Below are 21,624 nucleotides of genomic sequence, written 5' to 3'. Positions count from 1 at the left end.
CTTCCACTGGTAATAGGTCGGCACGCTGATGCCGGCCTGGCGACAGATGTCCTTGATGGGCACCCCGGCGTCGGCTTGCTTGAGGATCGAGACGATCTGCGTCTCGGTGAACTTCGACTTCTTCATGGAACCTCCTGGCTAGGGAACGATGCCAGAAAGTTCTACTTTCGAGATGTCTGCTTAGCGGGGGAGCTTACGCTCGGTTGTTAGCTGAACGCAGCAAAGATAGCATTCAGCAAGAACAAGAGGTTGCTCGAGGAGCTTATTGCACGACCAAGGATGTATACCCGGGCAGCCTTGTCCGCATATTCGATAGTTAGGCCCGCAAGGAAGATTCACGAATGCTTGTCTACACGGAGCTAAGCAAGCAAGAGACCCGGCGCATGCAGCTGCTCGGGATACCGATGTTCGTCGTTGTTGTCGCTTGCTCCATGACTATGGGTGCACTCTGGACCATCCTCCTCGCATTCGTTGCGCTCATCCCTTACTCGTTCCTCTACAGCAAGGCGTACGCTGTGGTGGTTGTACGCAATTCATCTCCGCCTGGCTGGAGGTTTTACGCTTGCGTGGTTCTGCTACAACTAGCCTTCATCGCGGTACTGGTGGCTCGCGCGCGGGCATAACATCTCGTTCAAGGCGGACGCGCTGACGCGCGCCGCTTAACTCCAACGTTAGACGGCCTTTTGGAGGCATACGTGAAATACGCGGAACTGCAAAAAATCATGAGCCATTCTAATAGAGAAGATTGGCTCATTCACGGAAACCGGATGTTCGTTTACAAGGACGACGTCCTTTTCACCATTGAATTGACAGAAATCAATGAGCGATTGGTTCTATCGCATGAAGAGTCATACCCGAGGGTGACTGCAGCCTTTCGATATGCCGGCTCGCTCATCGAATATTGGCCATTGCTGCAAACCTATAACCGTCCATATTCGGAGCTTCTGCCAGACCCTCGACTATTCTTCGCGCAAGGAGAGCCAAGGGAGCCGTTCAACCCAAAGCGCCTTGAAGCTGTAAGGGCAATCTTTAACAAGCCCGATCAGCACGAGGCGTTCGATCAGGCAGTCACAAATATTGTCTTCGCCCTAGAGCAGGGCCGCTAAGCAACGACTGTCTAACTCCAGCGTTAGGCCTCTTCAGGCAATTCCGTATGCGACGTCCAGAACTAATCTTCAACGACGCGTTCGACTCGTTCTTGGCCCGTGAGGGACACACGCTTCTAGCGGACGTAAGCGAGCGTAATACCTGTGGGCGTCTTGCTCACTTCATCGAGCGGCAATTGGAGTTCGAGGGCGTAGTGGGTTACTACGCTGACACGGAGTACAACCGAAAGCAACGGGGGAAGGTCAAGACGATTATCAACAGAGAGCTTCGAGTCGTATCAATCACCGCTGATCTTATCGTTCACTCTCGCGGAGAGGTCGCAGCGCCTAAGGACAACCTCATTGCCATTGAGGCTAAGAAGGCCAACCGCCCCGCCCACGAGAAGGCGAATGACATTGATCGCTTGATCGCGATGACAAGCGAGCCATACAACGGTGTCTGGAACTTCGAGGACGGTCACCCGGAGCACGTCTGTGGTTATGCGGTTGGCATCTTCATGGAGATTTGTCGCGAGCAAAACCGGGTGGCATTCGAGTACTTCAAGCGCGGCCAGAAGACTAAAGAGCGCATCGTCGCGATACGCGAAGGCGAGGACTGACAATTCGTCTAAGGTCAACTCCGCCCGCGCTTAGATGTGCCCCTATGGAAGGTGCTTACTTCCTCTTATACAGGCAGTCGGCGTTTGTCACTCCAGCGCGTCCCGCTTGTTTCCTTCGATAGTTGCCGCATTGATGAAGCACCAAACCGGACTGCGAGAGAAACAGGGGAGCTAGATTTCGCCCGACTCGACGCGATCGCATTTGAGGATTTGCTGACCCCTGGGTGCAGTGTCGTGGTCAATCGAGTGCACTTCGATCGATTGACTAAACACTTTGCGCGACCCGTGCCAGAAGCCCACTTCTGCTATCTGCTCGCAGACTTCCATCAGAACCTTTGGGGAAGCGTGGGCGTCTCAGTCCTGCGCCGACTGGGCCTTTCTAGGGGAGCCCGAAAAGTAGGGCATTCTGTCGTCGTCGCCTGGCCAGCGAGTCCCGTGGAGAAAGGAATCCCGCTCATCCACGTTTGTAAGGGGTATGCTGATGCGGTGACTCATCATCATCCCCTCGATTTCGGACCGCGCTTCTCCGTCACACGCTGGGCTCTCGACGAAACCACGCATCAGCTCTAGCGTCGATTGATCGAGACTAACTGGCGGCTGCGCTTCAGATCGCAACCTCAAACGAAGGTTGGAAGTGGAGAGCTCAACCACGAGGCCCACCATATCTTCGGTGACAATGGAGTTTAGGAATTTCAGTCTCCTATTCGAAGCGAAATTCGTATTCGTGAAGATACTGTTGTAGGCCGGCTTGAAGTAATTAATTAGAGCTGCTTCTGCCAGGGCAATCCTTTTCCTTCGATCAAAACGAGCCTTTTGCATCTTACGAAGATGTTCAACGTCTTGACGCTCGTTAGCCGTGGGAACCAGCGCCATATTCCCTCCAGAACTAATCAAGTTCCGTGCGTGCTCGAATCTGTACAGAAGAATCAGTATCTCCATCTCAGGATGATGAGTATGGAAATCAGCCAAAATTCTCTGAAACGTTGAGTGGCGAGAAAGCCTATCGACAGCCAGCTTCTGCCCGCGAAGGCCAAGCCCCTGGCCGACGTACAAGACGTTCAGATCTCTCTCATCATCGGAGAGGCCGCACTCGCCCTCGGACACCACCACATGCACAGCAATTAGAACTTGCCCAATGTGATTACTAATCAAAGCACTAGTTCCATTAACGGAAATAGCAACACCACATTGATCGGGGCTACCTTGATGATGCCCGAAGGTTAATCGATAACGAAAAGCCACTTGCTGCCAGCCACCATCTCTCACTACAAGTAAAAATCCGCAAAAAAACTCACCATCCAGATGGAATTCACGCTGATCAAATAATATTCTCTGTCTACACGCAATGATATAGACGTTAGACCCAACCAAGTGAGCCCTAGCATCAGGGCTGCGCGCAACTCGATAGATATCTGCCGGCGTCAATATCGACGGAAGACTCGAGAAAATATGAAGACCCCCTTCCATCGTAAATTTCCTTGTCGTCATGATCCGCTCCTTGTATGAATGAAAAGGCGCAAACGGACGTAGCGGCTGCTGGCCCAGGCCCGTAGGAAACCAAATCACTGAATTGAGACCCTCATACATGACGCTACTTCAAAGCGACCCTATCACTCAACTCGCGTTCTCCGTCTACGAAAACAAGGGGGTATTTGCCGTCCTCCTGGGCTCGGGGCTTTCCCGCTCAGCGGAAATCCCGACCGGTTGGGAAATCACCCTGGATTTGGTACGGCGTGTCGCAATGGCCCAAGGAACCGAAGAGCAAGCGGACTGGGCAAGATGGTATCGGGACAAGACGGGCCAGGAGCCCAACTACTCTGCGTTGCTTGAGGAGATAGCTAGCTCACCTGAGGAACGGCGAGCCATCTTGCATCGCTACATTGAACCCAGCACGGAGGACCGTGAGGAAGGCCGGAAGGTTCCGACCAAAGCGCACCATGCGATCGCTCGATTGGTTCGCTCGGGTCACATTCGGGTCATCATTACGACCAACTTCGATCGACTCATGGAGAATGCCCTGCGAGAGCAGGGTGTCGAGCCGACCGTTGTTGCATCGGTGGATGCGCTTGCCGGCGCCGAACCGCTGGTACACAGCCGCTGCTACCTGCTCAAGCTTCACGGCGACTACAAGGACGCACGCATCCTAAACACCGATCAGGAGCTGAGTACCTACCCCGGCAGCTACGACAGGTTGCTCGATCGAATCTTTGACGAGCATGGACTGATCGTTTGTGGCTGGTCGGGCGAATGGGACCACGCGTTGCGCGCTGCATTTCTTCGCGCGCCGAATCGGCGCTACCCTGTCTATTGGTCTGCACGCGGCTCTCTCGGAGCTGGCGCGACCGAACTGGCGGAACACCGTGATGCCAAGATCATTCCGATCGCAGGAGCGGACGAATTTTTTCAGACGTTGCAGCAGCGTGTGGAAACGCTTGAACAAAGCCAACGGCAGAACCCACTCGGCGTCGAACTGCTCGTCAATAGTACGAAGCGGTATCTAGCCAAGCCGGAATACCGCATTCAACTGGACGAACTGTTTTCGCAAGAAGCCGAGCGACTGGTGGCGCAGCTAGATGACCATTCGTTCGCGCCCCACGGACAATGGAATCAAGACGAATTTCGATCCCGAGTTTCGCGATATGAAGCACTTGCAGAGCCCCTGGCGCGCATGGCCGGGGCGCTTGGACGATGGGGGGACGGTAACGAACTGCTGTTGCTCCTCGAGATTATCAAAGGTATCTATCACCACGCGGAAAAAGTCGGAGGCGGTCTCAAGGTGTGGCTCGGATTGCGCTCCTATCCCGCCGTACTGATCTTTACTGCGTACGGCGTTGGGCTGACACGCGCGCAACGCTGGCAAACGCTACACGAGCTCCTGGTGGCCTCGTGGCCCCGAGAGCGTCGAGAACCGCGCAGGTTGGTATCGGCGCTATTTCTATGGTCATGGAAAGGAGACGAGCAGGACGTCTGGAAGCAACTTGACGGCCTCGGGCAGCGCAAGACGCCACTTAGCGATCACCTCCTTGATGTCATGTCTTCCTGGCGCTCGAGCTTTGCTGGCGTGTCGCCGGACTTTGAATTGGTATTCGAACGCTTCGAGACCGTGGCAGCGCTGGCATTTCTTGAGGAGACTGACGAGGCGAGCCTGGAGCAAGCGGCGTCGAACACACCGCAAGGGTTATTCGCAAGGATGCCGGTCGGGCGTGCGGGGTGGCATTCGTCATCAGCCACGACACTTATTCACGAGCTCCAGTCCGAAGCGACCATTGCTGCGCTACTCGATGCAGGATTCGCCAGGAAAAGTCGCCGCTTTCTGGAGCTTTTTGTGAAAAGCTTCGAGCGCTACGTGGCCAAGATGTCCTGGTAACGGTGATTGCATACTCTCGGGCCGCGATGAACAGCGGGCGATGACCCGGAAGATCTTGCTGACAGCTGGATACCGGCCGACTAGTCGTGGGGAGCTACGTGTAAGCACCGGGCTTCCCGACCACCGCGATCTGACCTGGCTATTCCGCTGCAAGCTCTCTAAGGCCGAGCCGATCGAGCTCGGCCACTATGACCGGACTCAACTCGTTTGCTGTTACGTCGAGAGTACGAAGTGCCTGGCGAGCCTCGGCGGCCGTCATGCTGGAATCTGGAAATAGATCCTCCAGTGCAGATGCGGCAATCCGTGACAGGCCTAGTTCGACGAAAGCAGTACCCGTCTCTGTCGAAACGCCGAGTTCGAGTGCGAGCGCAAAGTCGTAGACCTCTGGGACACGATGCTGCAGGCCCTTCTCCTGCAGCGCAAATATAAGGAGGTCGCGATAAGCCTTCCCCAGCTGAACGAAGCGGAAGCGAACAACCTCCTCGATGAGATCGAATGCCTCCCGGATCAGCGCATCGACGGTCTTGGGCTTCTTCGAGCGAGAACCCGTCTTCGCAGCTTCCTGCGCCTTGCGCTCCTCTGCTGCGCGCGCCCGCTTTACCCAATATTTAAGGATTACTGGATAAGGAACGCCCCTCATCCATTGCAGCGCCAAGCCAGCCACCAGTGCACCGAATTTACCCTGCTGTTGGTCTACCTCGCGCAGAATGCGCATAAAGATGCTCTGGTAAAGCCCCTCAGGCGCTTCGCGGGGGTTCATCGGAAGAATCTCGTCGAGATCACCGGCGTCGATTTTCTCTAAAAGCCTGTTGTAAAGACGCCGCAATCCGTAGGGATCGATGGTCCAATTGGCATGAAGGAGTGACGCGGGCAGACCAATTCTCTGTGCAGCCGCAACAGCGGCCTCCATTATTTCCAATTTGGAGGTTAAGCGTTCTGCCGGGAGAACAGCCGCGAGGAAACTTTCGGATAACCCTGCCGCTGCCTTGGCGATCAGCAGGCCGGCACACGCTCTGATTTGAGTAACTTCCCCGTCCCACGGCCGTACAGCAGGCATGTCGCCCTGTACAGCTTCAATCACGCGGTCGAATTGCTCGGAGAGTGTTGTCGTGATGGCCGATGTCACCTCGAAAGGTACAAACTCGTCCAACGGCCTGGAGTCCCACTCATCGTAATCCACCAAGAAAACGTTGCCGACAACGTCTTGGCTGAGGCGACCAGCACGACCCGCAAAGTTCCACAACAACGCGGGATCAAGGTTTACTCCCCGTCCCCGCTTGGGCGTGTCGATGAATACGTTGCGTGCCGGTAGGTTGATCCCTTGCGCGAGGGTAGTTGTGCAAACCAGATACTGCAGCCCCGCTTGGGGTTGTTTGAACGACGACTCGATCGCCTCGCGTAGCAAGCTGGGCATGCGGCCGTAGTGATACGCAACGCCGTGGACTACCATCGCAGCGAGCTGATACTCGGGATGGATGTGCTGCCTGATGAAGGCCGACAAGTCCAGCAAAGACTTATCTTGGGGATTGGGGTGCCTGCGCCGCAGTTCGTTCATGAGCTGCAGTGCAGTTTTCTCTGCCTCCCGCGGGCCTGTTTCATACGCCAGCGAGCCACCACCACAACCAAGCTCGAGTGCCGCAGCGGCCAGCCTCGTGGACTTGTTGTCTAGCCCAAGGGTGGACACGAGGTTGCCAATCTCAACGCGCTCATTAGGTCCGCGAAGTAACTGCAGCCGCATTTCCTTAGGACGGCCTTTGACTTTGCCTACGATGATACGGTTCTGAAGCACTGGAGAAACACCCGTGAACTCGGGACGAAGCGCCTCCACTCCGATAGCACGGACCACCTCCAGAAGGCCTGTAGCTCCCGGAGCAAGCAGAACCAACTGAGTTGTGCTGCGTCGAGAGATCACTGTCTGGAGACAGTCCTGCAGGATCATCCCTCGTGCCTGATCCGACAGGTTCTGAGCCTCGTCCACGACCACGACGTCAAAGGCCCCGTTCCATATCGATAGCAGTACTTGCAGCCGCTCTTGGGTTAGCACGAAGATCTGGCAGGTTCGCTGCAGCGGATCTAGCGAGGGCACGGTCGATACCCGGATGTCGTCCCGGTTATTAAGGCGGAGCTGTATCTTTTGATGCACTTCCGAAAGAAGTGCACGTGTCGGCGCGATATAGACAGCGGCAAACTTTGAATGCCTCTCGGCCTGCTGGCAAAGATGCTCGATGACGACGTAAGATTTTCCCGCGGAAGTAGGTGCCGAGATAGCAAGCGCCCGGGATGTGGGCAAGCTGTCCCATACCTGTTTCTGATAGTCGGTGAGCGCCACAGGCAGTCCGTTGATGGGCACCGTATTCAAAGCCTGCGCAACCTTGCGGTTTATCCTACCGAGTAAACTTTGGTCGCCAACACCGTAGGTGCGCTCGGCATGTGACAGCCCAGGAAAGTTGCCAAGTTCTGTAAGAACGTCAAGGCTTCGTTCCCGCAGTTCTCCGTCCTCATGCAACAGCAACGTGTTCAAGACGATTGTCTGTGCGAGGCGCTTAAGTTCGTCCTTTTCGGTCTGCGCGAAGACCGAAGCGCAATAAAGCAGCTTATGCAACTTTTCGAGCTCTAAGGTCGGAGCGTCGGACAGCGGCTTTGCCAGAGTGCGCGCGGCCCCGGCGCCCTGGAGTTGCCCGAGATAGTCCCAAAAGGACGTATGACCGGCGAGGCGCGTGGATAGGTCGTGTGCAAACGTACTCATTCCTTGACCTTGGGCTTGTAACCCATGCGCGTATAGAACTGCTCACGCAGTTCATCGATGTTGGGGACAGCGACGAAGTACACATGACACTTGTTGGGGTCCACGTTCCCAGCGCTGAGGTGCTTCAACGCCGCCTGTTGGTGGTGGGCCAGCTGCGCAGCGTAGGCCGCTGAGAATTCGGCCTCGTGATATCCAACGGGCTGCTTAGCCTGTATGGGAGGGAGGTTGCCGAACTGGCCTTCCTTGTACAGGATCACCCCAACCGAACGCTCACGTCGTTCGACCGTGCCCGGACTGTCCATCACGTCGAAGCACGCGAGCGCCAGATCACGTTCAGACCCGGCGAGCGTGTCCAGATTTCCCAGATCTTTAACGATTGAGTACTCGAGCAGATACTGCTTCAGATTGTTGCCGAATCCGGCGATCGATTCGGCATAGTCCTTGACGCCCGTGTTCGCGCTCTGGCTCAACTTCGACTCGAGGAAGAATACGTAGAGTGCGCCATCCTCTACTTTGGCATGGATACCGTCGAGTCCATGCACAGGCATATTCCCCGAGGTCTTAAGAGACATTTTCGCAGCCACCTGCGCAGCGCCAAGATCGTTGACGGCAATGCAGTAAGCCAGCACCTCTCCGACCTCGCTTGCGCGGCTTGGATAATCTTGGTGGAACTCGATAAACGCATCGCGCACAGCGTTTACAGGGGCGGCCATCGCGCTAATGTCGCCCGGCGGGGCGCTCTGCATCCTTGTCCGGATCTGATCGCGACGCTTCCTAGTCAATGCGTAGTTCAGTGCCTGGGTCCACAGAAAGTTGGCCAGCGCTAGTGTGTCGCCAAGATTCTCCTTAAACCCGACATACATCAGTGTGGTCGAGGGAGGAGTCGGATCCACGGAACGGGTTGCAGTTCTGACGTACTTCCCGAGCGGCGACTGATCAAGCAGCTTCTCCAGCGCGCCTTGAACGATTTCGGCGTCTGTCTTCTCGTTGTCCCCCACGCGACTCACCTCTCCGTGTAGCGCACATCTCCAAGGTTTGGCCCGCAAGAGAACGGCGCCGACTGCTTTTCAGGATAGCGGCGGCCGAAAGCCGCGACAATGCGAACCAGCTTTGGATTAGCTAGACATCCGAAACATGCCGACCCGCTTTTCGTTTGTCTGTCTATAACATCAGGCTGGTTTCTGGTCACTCGCGGCTCGACTCCCCGGTGGACCAGCCCCATCGCTGAGTCCCCTGCGCAGCCTCCCTTCCGCAGTTTAGTACCCGAGGTCTAGCTCTTGGGCCTGCGTGGCCAGTGCATCGAGTGCAGCTTTGCTCTCTACATCCAGTTGGGCCTTGTAGCGAATCAAGTCGCGCAAGGAGATGCGCTTATGAGTGCCCGATGCGTGGAATGGAATTGCTTGGGCCTGGAGCAGCGAATCGAGATACGAGCGCGACACGTTGAGAAAGTCGGCCGCCCGCTGGGTGGTGAGGTCCGCCGGCACGGTTACCAGCCCAACAGCATCACCGCTCCCCATGTAGCTGAGTACATCAACCAGCATACTAAGTGCCCTGGACGGCACCTCGATCGGCTGGTCGCTGCTCCCGCCGACATGCAGTTGGATCACATCGTTTTTGCCGAGAAGGGACGCAAGCCTACGGCCGCTCTCTCGAGCGAGCGCGACGTCCTGCTCGGTAGGAAGAACTGCCTGTTTCAACTTCTGTATGGAGGGCATAACCAACCTCCTTGCCTGAGAGAGCTACTGCGCACATCTGCCGTGAGCTCGGCGGAGCGAACGTACGGCGCGACAGCTGCGGAACTTGTTGAACGCAAAAGCCAACGCGAAATTGAGTAGCAGTTTCTGCGTGCAAACTTGTCAGCTTTGTGGGTAGAAATGGTTCGTCATCGCCAGCAAACATGCACCATTTCGGCATCCGCATTGATAACTTTTGCTGCCGAAATAGTGTGCTTTTTCATGCGCACATATCCTTGCAAAACATATAGTTAAGACGCATCCGCCACTTGTGGCCTAGTTCAAGGATATGGCATCTTTGACCACGTCCAAGCCGCCTACAACCGTCAAAGACTCTGATGCGGGTTTGAAGGCGTGAATTCGATGACTGAGCGGCGAATTCGAGGATCAACGATGTCTGCTCCCTCCCCCACTGATGGGCTGCTCGCGAGCCTCCTCGTCACCAAGCCCATCATGACGGCCGCAGAAACATCCCAGTGGCTCGGGTTCGCCTCCGTAAATTCGCTCTTGCGCGCAAGGCGCAGAGGGCTGCTGCCCATAGAGATGTTTCAACTACCCGGCCGGCGCGGCTGGTTCGCAGCCACGCGGGCGGTAATCGGCTGGGCGGAAGAGTCCACCCGTGCCCATCTGGGCTATCGAACATCCAACACGGGAGGCACGTGATGAAGACATAGCGCATAGCCAGCGCTGAAATGACGAGAGCCCCGTGCTGCAACACGAGGCTCTCGAAGGTGTGCCGACATTTGGTCTCGCCGGGCACCTCCATTCCAGCTCGCCCCACTCGAAAAATCAATCGGTCACGGCCTTTCCGCGGTCCCGTGCGGCCGATTGCGTCCCTTGCTGATGAGGAGGTCAAATCATGCTCTGCAGCCAAGAACAGCTTGGTCAACTCCTGCACAAGCTCGAGATCCCCAGCTCCGGTGCTGCCTATCTGGCAGCGGTTCGCTCTTCTCCCCCTGCGCGCCGTGTGCGATCGATCTCTGTACCGAATTGTTGCTATCGGTACGCGAGCGCACGCATGGGCTGTTCCGTCATGGCGGAGAGCCATCTTGAGTACCTCTTTCTTCTCCAATGTGAGTTCGGCTTCGACGAGATTCTCGAGTACTGGGAGCAACCGAACAGCGTCCCGATCGAGGGAACCAACGCACGCGGCCATGGATACCGCGCCTCGTACACTGCAGACGTGCTCACCATCCACGCTGATGGCATACGAGCCTATGAGGTCAAACCCGCCGAACGATGCGCCGAGCTGTGCACCACACGTCCGCGGGATTGGCTAGAAACAAAAAATGGCTTTGTGTACCGCCCCGCCAAAGAAGCCTTTGCGAAGCTTGGTATCGCCCATCATGTCGTCACTGACCGACGCCTCAACCGCGTGGAGCTCACCAACTACGAGCTCTTGCTGAAGGCGCGATCTGCATCTACGCCCGCCGACTTTCGTGAGCAGGAGCAAAAGATCCTCAAGCTCCTGGTGAAAGAGAGCGCATTGACGATCGGAGCCCTCTTGAGGGCCATAGGCCAGACTGATGCAACGACGGTCATCCGTCTCATCGACTCTGGAAAGGTCGCCTGTGATCTCGCGGAGGAGCGCCTTACCAACATTGAAGACAGTTGGGTGGCGCTCGACGCCATCACGCTTCGGAGGGTACGCGAAGGGACGACACTTATAGCGTTGCCGGGTAATTCGACGGTTGCACGAAGCGACGCCGTATCGGCGAGTCAGGCGATCGAGCTGATGCAGCGCATAGGCATCTTGGAGGGAACTTCGCCACAGTCGGTTAGCCCCAGGACAATGCGCCAATGGCGCTCCAAGCGAAGGACTGGTGGTGCAGCAGCGCTTGTACCGATGACCTATCGGCGAGGCAACCGCGTTTCCCGGCTTTCCATGGCCCACGAAGAACTACTTCAAGCCTGTATCGCTCGTACATTCTTGACCGCAGAGAGTCCCAAGCCCTTCCGATGCTACGGCGCTTACCTCCATGACTTCGCCGAGGCAGGATCCGAGTCGGAAGTTGGGGAGAGGCCGATCACCTTTCCGGCCTTCCTAGCCCGCATACGCAACCTCGATCCCGAGGTTGCCGCCAGAGCGCGTGGAGGGAAGCGTGCAGGTAACGCAGCTGCACCACCCGCCGATCCTCGCCAGCGTTCACTGCTGGCGACACGCCCGTTTCATCGAGCGCATATCGATCATGCCAAACTCGATGTCCACCTGACCGTTATGGAGACAGGCGGAAAGCGTCTAACCGAACGCCCTTGGTTGACGATCATGACCGATGAGTGCACCGGCGCAGTGCTCGCAATGTCCCTGAGCTTCCGCGCACCCAGTCGCCGGGCCTGTGCCCTGGTGCTTCGAGACTGCGTGCGAAGGCAGCAGAGACTCCCTGAATGCATCGTGGTCGACAATGGAAAGGAATTCGAATCGGTCTACTTCGAGGCGTGCTTGGCCAGAATGGGGCTACACAAGCAGTCACGGCCGCCTGGTCACGCCCGCTATGGGTCTTCCGTTGAACGGACCTTTGGTGTTCTCAAGGAAGAGCTGGTTATGACGCTTCCCGGCAATGCCGCCAATTTGCGAGAGGATCGAGGGAAGTCGAGCAGCCACAAGGGCTGGAAGCGTTCAAAGATGTCCTTGCTCGAACTCCATGAGGATCTCTCTCACTATTTTTTCCAGCTGTTCAATTGCCACGCGTCCGGCAACCGGCTCCTGTCACCCAACGCCGCAACCGAGGCGGGATTGAAGCGCTTCGGCTTTTCCGGAATCCCTACCGCCTTCGATGGACCCTTTCTGGTATCGACGGCGATCGAGGTGGGCAAGCAACTTGTGGTCGACCACCAGCGCGGAGTACGACACAACGGCATCTTCTACTCCAACCCCGTACTTCGATCGCTACACCACCGTGCTCGAGTCGAGGCGCGGGAAGAACCCTGGGATCACCATTGCCTCTACGTCTTGGTGAAGGAGCATTGGTATCCATGTTTCAACGGACCGCGACCATCACCTTCGAACATTACGCCCAACGCCATCTGTGAAGCTGTCACATGGCTGGACAGCGCCTCACTCCGCCACGATGCCAAGTTCGACCGATTGGTTGCGACGCACGAAATGCGCAGCCATATGGAGAGGGTCGAATCTCGCATCCCTCAAGGAAGTAATAGGCGGAAAGATGCAATGACTCATGTGGTGACCTGCTCACCTCAGTCACCTTCATCCTTCAAAGCCCTACCCCTTCCAGCTACGACCTGGGACGAGGCATAACATGGAGGCCCAAGCGCTTGTCGATCAGGTTCGGGCACTCAAGCTCGAGCATCGGAATTTCAAGACCGCATACCGCCGTCTTTACGCTCAGTCGGCGCTTGCTTCGCCTGGCCAGGTGATCGCTGTTGTCGGGCCGACCAGAGTAGGAAAGACCACCCTGAGCCGGCGTCTCTCAGCCGAACTGGTGAAGGAGAGGACAGACAAGGATGAACGGACCATACCGCTGATAAGGATCGAAGCCGCGACGACAAATCAGGGCAAGTTTTCGACCAAACACTTCACGCTGCGAGCCCTGGAGGAGCTGAGAGATCCAGTAAATATCGAAGGTTGGTCACCGTTCCGGCGAAGCCAGTCCGAGACTCATCTTCGCTTGCAGCTTGAGAGGTGCATTCAGTACCGCAAGACCAGGTTTCTGCTCATCGACGAGGCGCACCACCTGCTTCGTACCCCTAGCCAAACCCGGGCAGGAGAGATCCTGGACACCCTGAAATGCCTGGGCAACAGCACCGGGTTGGTGATCATCTTGTTCGGCGGATACGAGCTGTTACAGACCTGCTTCTCGTCAGCTCACCTCAATGGGCGGCTAACGGTTATCGACTTCCCGCCTTATGGACTGGAGCCGGGCTCTGCATCCGAGTTTGATCGGATTCTGGCGACTTTCGAGGAGATGCTGCCTCTGGAAAGGTCCGCTGCACTTCGAGAACACCGTCAGCTGATATTTGAGGGTTCTCTGGGGTGCATTGGCCTACTGGCCGGATGGATCGCCAGCGGGATTGCCGAGATGGCTGCACAGGGTGAAGTTCGCCTGACTATCTCCCATCTTCTTGCTACACGGCTTGTCGAGCAGATCCGTCCGATCCGAGACGAGATTGCGCTTGGGAGACACCTATCGTCCCAGTGGGGCATCGCTGGCAGCCATGATGCCCAGCATGAAGAAGCCCAAGCGCCGCCTCGAAACGCGGCGCGGCGTCCATTCGAGAGAAAGCCCAAGCGGGATCCGGGACCGCACTGAGGTGTGCTGACACATGAGCACGTTCCTCCTACCCGTGCCCCCCGAGGGGGCAGGCACCAGCGACGTCGAGGCGCTGGATTCATACTTGGATCGTCTAGCCGCCGCGCATGGCATCGCCCTCTCGTCTTTTTGTCGGCTTCTCGATGATTGGTGGGAGCACGACAAACCTGTCGGTGAAGCGAGCCTCGGCCGATACATCGGCCACATTCCAAAGTGTGGCTTTGGGCGAGATATAGAGCAGCTCGTGAAGGTGCTTGAAACCGGCACAGGTTTCCGCGGACTGGCCAGCATGACCCTGCTCGCCTTCAAAGAGGTCAGCGGGCGCCATGTGGGCGAGGTTCTTCGCCATGTTCATCACTGGTGCCCTGCGTGCATGCAGGAATGGGAGCAAGGTGGCGCCCCGGCGTACGAGAAGCTTCTCTGGCGGCTCAAGCCGATCTCACGCTGTCCTACCCATCGGATCCGCCTAGAGAATCAATGCCCCCATTGCGGCGGAGGGCAAACCCGTAGGGGCGACCATCCCTGGTTTCGCTGTAGCCAATGCTTCAAGCCCCTGTGCAACGACAGCAGCCGCTGGACGATCTCGCTGACCGCTGCACCGGGCGAGAAGGATCTAATCGATGTGCTGGCTTTCTGCGCGACGAATCCTTCTTACGTGTTTAGGCGGGACAGTCCGCACCGATTCTTCCATGCCATCAAGCACGAACTGGATGGCAAGCGGCTTGCCAATAGCGCAGGCGACTACTTCCACAAGCGCGACATCCCCACGAGAAAGCTCGTCGGATCTCTGTTGCGCATCGCTCAGCGATTCCAAACTCCCCTCACAGACCTACTCGTCGACCCAAGGCAGGCCGCCGCGGCCCGACCCCTCAATGGCATGGAGCCGAAGCCGCTGAATCTCCACCCGGCCAACAAGGCGCATGACCACCTGGTCAGAGAACGGGTTCGCCAAGAGCTGGAGGTTGCACTTCAGCAGGGTCCGGAGGGGAAGTCCCTTGCTCAGATATGCAGGGAAGCCGGCGTTTGCAAGTCGAGCCCATCTCGCTGGTTTCCTTCAATAGTCGCGTCATTGGTGAAACACCAGACTGAGCTGAGAGATAGGCAGAGGGAGCTAGATCTCGCCAGACTAGCCGCTATCACGCTCGAGGATCTGCTAACCCCAGAGATGCAGGCAATTGGATGGCACAAGCTCCCACACTTCGTCGCTCGACAGTGGTCTGTCAGCATCTACATCGCAAGGAAGAGAGTTTCCGTACTTCGTAGAACCGCCCATCCGGTCGTCACACGAAGCAGCCGCAAGACGAAGCCGCGGTAGCTGGTTCATGTCCAGCGGACGCTTTGGCGGCAAGGCAGTTGGCGCCAAAGTCCTTCGAGGTGACGTTCGCGGGGTGAGCACACCAATCCACAGGTGGTGTTGCCAGAGTGAGAGCCCCCTCCTTTGCCCCCTTGGAGAACCCCTGGAGCACGTGGAGCACACGGATAACCCGGAAGACGGGATAACGTGGAGGACAGGTTTAGGTGAGAGAAATGGCTCAGCGATGCGGCTTTGCGCCATAATTTCCGTGCGGAAACGCGCATTTCACAGACCTACAAAGGCACTATATGGTGAATCTACACTCTCCCAAAGAGCCCGTTCGCGTCCTTGAAACATGACGATTTATTGCGCGTATCAAATCGTGGTCTTAGGAGTGTGCAGCGTCGATACTTTCTCACCACGACCCGGCTGCAACCGATGAAGGAGGCGAGATGATGAACTTGAAACAAGCGATGGCTCGCCGCTCAGGCATGGCTGAACGTGCTGCGGCGCTCATGGCGATCCACTTTCCCAACTTCCCAGAGGCGTGGCTCTGGCAGCGCAGAAAAGCCAAAGGGTTCACCACTGTCCCCCGTACTTTGCCGCTGGCCATGGAGGCGATTGATCACCTATCAAAAGGCCAGCCTGCAGGGCACACCCTGTTCTGTCTTTGGGCTCGCGCTCCCGACGGCCCCCTTCTGGTGATCGAGAATCCAGCGACGTTTGCTGCTGAGGCAGGCTTTACGGGAGCGCGCGCAGTGGACACCTGGCGTCGCCGAATGAAGGTGCTCCGTGACCTTCAGTTCCTGATCCCAAAAAAGGGCCCTTCCGGAGACTTCCACTACGTTCTCCTACTCAATCCGAACGTTGCTGTCGAATACCTACGGCAGGACAGGAGGGTCCAAGACGAACTGTATGGTCGATTCCAGGATCGGCTGGCTGAGGTTGGCGCGAGCGCCGAAATGGATGCCTACAAAGCGTTTTGCGTAGAGACTGCTGAAGCCGCGAAAAAAGCTGCGGAGAAACAGCGAGTACCACCACCGCCTGCGGAAACGGGATCTGCTGCACGCAAAAAGCGAATCAGTCGACCGAAGGCAAAGACTTAGCCCACCCCAACACACGTAGGAGGCCGTATGAAGACGACAACAGATTTGGCGCTTGGTGCAGTTTGCCCGCCAAGCGCAACAGAATAAGACCCGCTGCCAGCCAAGTTTGACGGCCTAACTGGCAGAGGTCGTGGCAGGCTTTCGAAAGCTGCGTCCGTCGGGGCCTCCCCCGACGGACGCAAGCTTTATAACGTTGGCTCGTTTGTAGCGCAAATTGAGCGGGTCGGTTGGTGACTAGTATTTGGCCACCAGGGAATTCGGAGGCTGGCGCATGGCGATTTATGAGGAAGTGCTGGCGTGGGCTGACAGGCTGCCGCTGTGGCGTCAGGACGCTCTGAGACGCTTATGTGTTCAGGGAGAATGGAGCGATTCCGATCTTGACGAGATTCTCGATCTTGCCAAGCAACATCACGCGATAGGCACCAAGCTAGACCCGACGCCTCGACCAATCCCGTTCGCCAGAGATCATTTTCCCGCCGAGGCGAACCAGGGCACGACTGTTGTACTCACGTCCCTGCATACGCTGGTCAATGTCGGGAAAATTCCGAGCGACCAGATCTTGGGGTTTCAGTCGCAGGGTCTCACCATCGCGTACGGTGGAAACGGCACCGGCAAGTCCGGCTATGCGCGCGTGCTGAAGCAGGCGTGCCGCGCCAGAAGCCCCGGCACCGTCTATGCCAATGCCTACGACCCCAATTTCACGCAACTCACGCCGAGCGCCACCATCGCCTTCGAGATGGACGGCGTCCCAGATGAGGCGCTATGGAGCGGTCAACGTGGCCACGTTTCTCGGTCCGAACTCAGGGGCATTTCCGTCTTCGACGGCGACTGTGCCCGCCACTACCTTCAGGCGCGGGAAACTGCCACTTTCCAGCCCACCGCCCTAACCTATCTTCAGCAACTGGCCAACGGCCTCAGTCAGATGCTGCGTCCGCGGCTTCAGGCAGAGATAAATGGCCTCGCAGTGGATGTGACGCCTTTCAACGCCATTCCCGCAGATACCGACGCTGGTCGGGCTGTGCATCCAATCAGCGCCACAACGGATCTGGCGGGGGCACGCGCGCTTGCCGTGATCAGCACGGACGAACAAGCAGAGCGCGCGCGCCTGCCTCAGGAAATTAGCGAAAAAGATCCAACAGCCAACGCTGCGCTGCTGGACAACGCCGCGACCAGGGTCGATGAGCTTGCCAACGCCATCGGTACCGCCGCTGCTTTTGTGTCTGATGAAGCCATCGATACCGCGCGGTCGGCGCATCAAACTCTGCTGGCCGCCGAGGCAGCAGAACGGGCCGCGTCCGCCCTTCTGCAAGCCGGGGATGACACGCCGCTGCTTGCCGGCACGGGCCAAGGCCCCTGGGCGCTCCTGTTCAACGCAGCGCGCGAATATTCGACCGGCGCAGCATACCCAGAGCAGGCCTTCCCGGTCACCAGCGAGCGCGCGCAATGCGTGCTTTGCCAGCAGGAGCTCACTCCGGCGGCAAAGGACCGTCTGCAGCGCTTCGATCGCTATGTCAGGGACACGGCGTCAGAAGCCGCACAGGCTGCGCGTAAGGCTTGGCAACAGATCGTCCATGACACCGGGAAGCTGACAGTTACGTTCAACGTTTCCCAGGTCATGTCCGAGAGCCTGCGGGGGCGAATTGAGACCCTGCCAGAAGATATCCAGATCTTCCAGGAGGACCTGCTCCATCGCCTTCAGTGGCTCAGAGCCGCTGTGGAAGGTGGGCATTGGGAGGATCGGCCGACCTACAGTGGTGCGATTCCAACCGCTTCGATTCGCAAGATTGCAGACAGCTTACGGGCCGAGGCGACCGCCTTGCGAGCGAACCTTGATGCGGCGGCTCTCGCGGCGAAGCGGCTACGCCTGAAAGAACTTGAAGCGCGGTGTCTTCTGTCGGAGCACATTGATGGCATTGCTCAGGTGATTGGTAATCTCGATCAAAAGCTGAAGCTTCAGAAATGCCTAGAAGATATTGGAAACACGCGTCCGATCACCCTATTCGCGGGCCAACTTGCCAAGACCTACATCAGCGAGGCGCTAGCCGGCAGGATGAATGATGAGCTCAGGAAACTTGATCTCTACCATATCCGAGCTGGGGTCAGCTCAAGCGGCGACGCGGGGTCGGTACGCCTCGGCATCCTCCTTGCTGACAGTCGACTCGACCCGCACCTCGTGCTCAGCGAGGCCGAGCAGCGCATGTGCGCGCTCGCGTACTTCTTCGCAGAACTCTACCAATCAGGATCCTCTTCCGGGATTGTGTTCGACGATCCTGTCTCCAGCCTCGACCATAACCATCGAACTGCCGTCGCACGAAGAATTGTCGAGGAATCTGCTGTCCGGCAAGTCATTGTCTTCACCCACGACGCAGTCTTCTTTGGAGAACTGACCACGCTTTGCGGTGATATCCGGCAGGCGCCCTGCGTGAAGTCAATCAGCTATCGCGCCGAGGGTCCCGGATACATCGACACGGGATTGCCTTACGACATGCGACGCCACCGCGAGCGTATCGCGCAACATCGCGCTGATCACCAGAGGATCGTCGCCAACTTCAACAATCCTCCGGGAGACGAAGAGCGGCTCGCAATCCGCAATGCCTACGACGACCTTCGGGTGACGATCGAGGTCGGAATCGAGGACACAATTCTTAATGAGACCGTCGTGCGGTTCCGGGACAACATCTCGGTCGGCCGGCTCGACGGAGTGATGATCGTGCAGGATGCAGAGTACCGCGAGGTTCAACGCCTTCACGATAGGTGCTGCCGAAACGTCCGTGCGCATTCCCATGCCGCGGGCCAGCAACGCGCGGTGACGCAGCCAGCCGAGCTACTGCAGGACATCGAGGCGGTGAATGCGTTGTTCCAAGGAATCCGCAAGCGCAGGGGTTGAGAACATCCATCGCTCGGCGAACCTCCCAACGCAAATTGGACAGCTGCTTTAGGTGATTGGGGGGCAGAGGCCATACCGGCCTTGAGGACCGCAATCTGCCGATTGCCGTCAGCCGCCCCTTGCCAGAGCACGCCTGGCGCAAGACCACGCGTAGCGGTGGGCCACTCAGGTCGCCAAGGGGCGGTAGGTATATGCTTGACGCTAAAGCATAAATCTGCCGTTTCGGCAAAGTTATGCTTTAACGCACAGTCTGCCTTGACCGACGGGAAAGTGGCGCGCCTGGAGGGATTCGAACCCCCGACCAATGGCTTCGGAAGCCACTACTCTATCCGGCTGAGCTACAGGCGCGTGTTGGTGCTGCCAGCCGCGGTGCGGACGGTGTCCGGGGTGCGGCGGACGCGAAGTATAGCGGAGTTGGATCGGTGCTTGGTGATGCGATGGCCGCACGCTCGGCTTGCCTCGCTCCCGCCCGCGGAATCACGTCAGGGCCTGCTCTCTCCCCGGCGGGGAGAGAGCGCGAGGCAGGGCGAACCCTCTTCCCGGCGGGAAGAGGGTGTGGCGCAACTCAGAGCGGCTTGATCAGCTTGGCCAGGGTGTCCGGCTTGCTGTCGTCGCGCTCCAGGTGCGGGTACTTCAGGCCGTCGTGGTAGTCCACGCGCACGGTCTTGTAGCTGTCGAAGTTCTTCACCAGCAGTTCGACCGGCTGGCTCTTGTCCTTCGCGGCGGCGGTGACGGCGTCCTTGAGCGCGTCGGCCGAGTACTCGGTGCCGTTGACGGCGACGATCTTCATTGCCGGCGACAGGCCGGCCTTGAAGGCCGGGCCGTCCCACAGCACGTCGCCGATGGAGCCGTCCTTGCCCACGGACACGCCCAACGAGTAGGTGAGGTCGGCGTTGCCGCGGATGGCCTCGATCGCCTTGATCGCGTCGGACGGCTTGTCGGTGTAGACCAGCTTCCAGCCGTGTTCGGCGATGCCGTTGATCAGCGGACCGTGGCCATCGAGGCGCTCGCGCAGGAACGGTGCCCAGTCGAACTTGGCGATGCCGTCGAGCGTCTTCACCACGTCGTCGAAGGTGTAGGTGTTGACCTTCCAGTCGCCGTTGTTCATGCCGAAGAAGGCCTTGGCGAAGTTGTCGATGCTCTTCTTGCCGCCGCTGAGTGCACGCAGCTTGGCGTCCACGTCGAGCCAGATCATCGCGCCGGCGACGTAGTAGTCCTCGCTGGCCTGGTAGTTGCGGTACGGCAGCGGCGAGCGCTGGGCGATGGTGGGGTCGTTGGTGGTGTCCTGCACGTTGCGCCAGCTGGCCAGGCCAGGGCGACCCTTGTCGTAGGTGGCGGCGGCGTAGGCGAGCATGTCGCGGGTCTGCTCGGGGGTCCACAGGCCGGCGCGGGCGGCGACGATGTAGCCCCAGAACTGGGTCTGGCCCTCGTACACCCACAGCAGCGTGTCGCTCATCGGCACGTTGAAGTTGGGCGTGGTGAGGTCCGCACCGCGGCGGTACTTGCCGTCCCAGGAGTGGTTGTACTCGTGCGAGAACAGGTCGCGCGAGAGCGCGTTCTTCTTCCACTCGGTGAAGTAGTCGGCCTTGACGCCGTCCTCGCTGGACTGGTGATGCTCCAGGCCGATGCCGCCGAGCTTGTCGCTGAGCGAGGTGAGGAAGGTGTAGTGGCCGTAGTGGTGCGCGCCGTAGAGCTTGTACATCTGCTGGATCAGCTCGCGGTGCGGCTTGATCTGCTCGGGGGTGAACTCGAGGTACTTCGGCGCGTCGGCGAACAGGTCCATGTGCACCGGCACCTTGGCGCCCGGGTCGAGATCGACCTGCTTGTGGTACTTGCCGGCGAGCATCGGCGAGTCGACCAGCGCGTTGTAGGTGATGGTCTTGTAGGTCAGGGTGTCGCCGTTCTTGGAGGCGAGCTCCAGCGCGGTGGCGCCTTCCCAGCCGGCCGGCAGGGTGACGCTGGCATCGGCGTTGATCATGCGGATGTTGTGGCCGGCCGGGTACACCGAGACCTTGTCCCACTGCAGGCTGAGCATCTCGGGCGTCATCATCACGCGGCCCTGGTCACGCTCCTGCGCGGAGAGGAACTGGAAGTCCACGTCCACCGCGCTGGCACCTTCCGGCACGTCGACATGGAACGCGTAGACGTTGAGCGGATCGCGCGTCCAGGTGAGCGTCTTGCCGTTCGCCTTCACGGTGAGGCCGGCGAATTTGTCGATCGGGCCGGTGGGCGAGTGGTTGCCCGGAATCCACTGCGGGTACAGCAGCGTGAGCGGGCCGGCCGCGGCGGGAATCGTCTCGTGCACGCGGAACACGCGATGCGCCACGTCGGTGGCGTCCACGTGGATCTTCAGCGTGCCCGGCGTGTACGGGGTGTCTTGCACGGGCGGCACGCTGTCGGCGTGGGCCGGTGCGGCCAGCAGGCCGAGGCCGGCGATCAGGAGGGCGGAAGCGAGAGCGGTGTTCTTCAAGAGGCATCTCCTCGATGCGGGGTGGTCGGTGGACCCGGCCGGCGCGCG

14 protein-coding genes and 1 tRNA gene are annotated in these 21,624 nt (G+C 58.5%); 8 read left to right on the top strand and 7 right to left on the bottom strand.

Translation table 11 applies throughout. The features are described from left to right. On the bottom strand, positions 1 to 126 hold a 126-nt coding region (locus ISP17_RS19045), incomplete at its 3' end, for a transposase (RefSeq protein ID WP_404636072.1). 569 nt (positions 127 to 695) lie between these two features. On the opposite strand from ISP17_RS19045, the gene ISP17_RS19040 reads away from it, so the two are divergent. Together ISP17_RS19040 and ISP17_RS19035 are read left to right on the top strand one after the other, a co-directional pair. After that, positions 696 to 1,106: a hypothetical protein gene (locus ISP17_RS19040; RefSeq protein ID WP_404636042.1), complete on the top strand. Its 411-nt coding sequence runs from the start codon at positions 696 to 698 to the stop codon at positions 1,104 to 1,106. A 47-nt stretch (positions 1,107 to 1,153) separates the two neighbouring features. Then, complete coding sequence (locus ISP17_RS19035; protein WP_404636040.1) at positions 1,154 to 1,705, top strand: hypothetical protein; 552 nt, start codon at positions 1,154 to 1,156, stop codon at positions 1,703 to 1,705. A gap of 354 nt (positions 1,706 to 2,059) precedes the next feature. Here ISP17_RS19035 and ISP17_RS19030 read toward each other — a convergent pair whose 3' ends face one another. Further along, the gene (locus ISP17_RS19030; protein ID WP_404636038.1) at positions 2,060 to 3,193 is read right to left on the bottom strand and encodes a hypothetical protein; all 1,134 of its coding nucleotides are present in this window, start codon (positions 3,191 to 3,193) and stop codon (positions 2,060 to 2,062) included. 97 nt (positions 3,194 to 3,290) lie between these two features. Here ISP17_RS19030 and ISP17_RS19025 point away from each other — a divergent pair, with 97 nt between their 5' ends. After that, entirely contained in the window at positions 3,291 to 5,072 is a 1,782-nt protein-coding gene (locus ISP17_RS19025; RefSeq protein WP_404636036.1) for an SIR2 family protein, read from the top strand. Between the two features lie 139 nt (positions 5,073 to 5,211). Here the strand turns inward: ISP17_RS19025 and ISP17_RS19020 are convergent, their stop codons facing one another. From ISP17_RS19020 to ISP17_RS19010, 3 genes are all read right to left on the bottom strand, one after another. Next, positions 5,212 to 7,818: a DEAD/DEAH box helicase gene (locus ISP17_RS19020; protein ID WP_404636034.1), complete on the bottom strand. Its 2,607-nt coding sequence runs from the start codon at positions 7,816 to 7,818 to the stop codon at positions 5,212 to 5,214. Further along, positions 7,815 to 8,816 (bottom strand): HamA C-terminal domain-containing protein, encoded by a 1,002-nt coding sequence (locus ISP17_RS19015; RefSeq protein WP_404636032.1) that lies wholly within the window; start codon positions 8,814 to 8,816, stop codon positions 7,815 to 7,817. Before ISP17_RS19015 ends, ISP17_RS19020 begins: the two co-directional genes overlap by 4 nt. Positions 8,817 to 9,074: 258 nt before the next feature. Next, positions 9,075 to 9,533, bottom strand: a complete 459-nt coding sequence (locus ISP17_RS19010; RefSeq protein WP_404636030.1) for an excisionase family DNA-binding protein — start codon at positions 9,531 to 9,533, stop codon at positions 9,075 to 9,077. A gap of 877 nt (positions 9,534 to 10,410) precedes the next feature. Between ISP17_RS19010 and ISP17_RS19005 the strand changes: the two genes are divergently transcribed. The 5 genes from ISP17_RS19005 to ISP17_RS18985 all read left to right on the top strand — a co-directional run bounded on the left by ISP17_RS19005 (position 10,411) and on the right by ISP17_RS18985 (position 19,106). Beyond that, positions 10,411 to 12,807: a hypothetical protein gene (locus ISP17_RS19005; RefSeq protein ID WP_404636028.1), complete on the top strand. Its 2,397-nt coding sequence runs from the start codon at positions 10,411 to 10,413 to the stop codon at positions 12,805 to 12,807. Position 12,808: 1 nt separating this feature from the next. Continuing rightward, positions 12,809 to 13,819: an AAA family ATPase gene (locus ISP17_RS19000; RefSeq protein WP_404636026.1), complete on the top strand. Its 1,011-nt coding sequence runs from the start codon at positions 12,809 to 12,811 to the stop codon at positions 13,817 to 13,819. Positions 13,820 to 13,832: 13 nt separating this feature from the next. Continuing rightward, on the top strand, positions 13,833 to 15,134 hold the full coding sequence (locus ISP17_RS18995; RefSeq protein WP_404636024.1) for a TniQ family protein: 1,302 nt from the start codon (positions 13,833 to 13,835) through the stop codon (positions 15,132 to 15,134). Between the two features lie 431 nt (positions 15,135 to 15,565). After that, entirely contained in the window at positions 15,566 to 16,219 is a 654-nt protein-coding gene (locus tag ISP17_RS18990; RefSeq protein ID WP_404636022.1) for a hypothetical protein, read from the top strand. A 271-nt stretch (positions 16,220 to 16,490) separates the two neighbouring features. Next, positions 16,491 to 19,106 carry an AAA family ATPase gene (locus ISP17_RS18985; RefSeq protein WP_404636020.1) on the top strand — a complete coding sequence of 872 codons (2,616 nt, stop codon included), beginning with the start codon at positions 16,491 to 16,493 and terminating at the stop codon, positions 19,104 to 19,106. 271 nt (positions 19,107 to 19,377) lie between these two features. Here the strand turns inward: ISP17_RS18985 and ISP17_RS18980 are convergent. Then, positions 19,378 to 19,454: transfer RNA gene (locus tag ISP17_RS18980), tRNA-Arg, on the bottom strand. Between the two features lie 217 nt (positions 19,455 to 19,671). Further along, complete coding sequence (locus ISP17_RS18975; protein ID WP_404636018.1) at positions 19,672 to 21,576, bottom strand: M61 family metallopeptidase; 1,905 nt, start codon at positions 21,574 to 21,576, stop codon at positions 19,672 to 19,674. Positions 21,577 to 21,624: the final 48 nt, after the last annotated feature.

Source organism: Dyella ginsengisoli (assembly GCF_044904665.1).
Taxonomy (GTDB): domain Bacteria; phylum Pseudomonadota; class Gammaproteobacteria; order Xanthomonadales; family Rhodanobacteraceae; genus Dyella_A; species Dyella_A ginsengisoli.
This window is presented reverse-complemented; position numbering and strand designations above follow the sequence as displayed.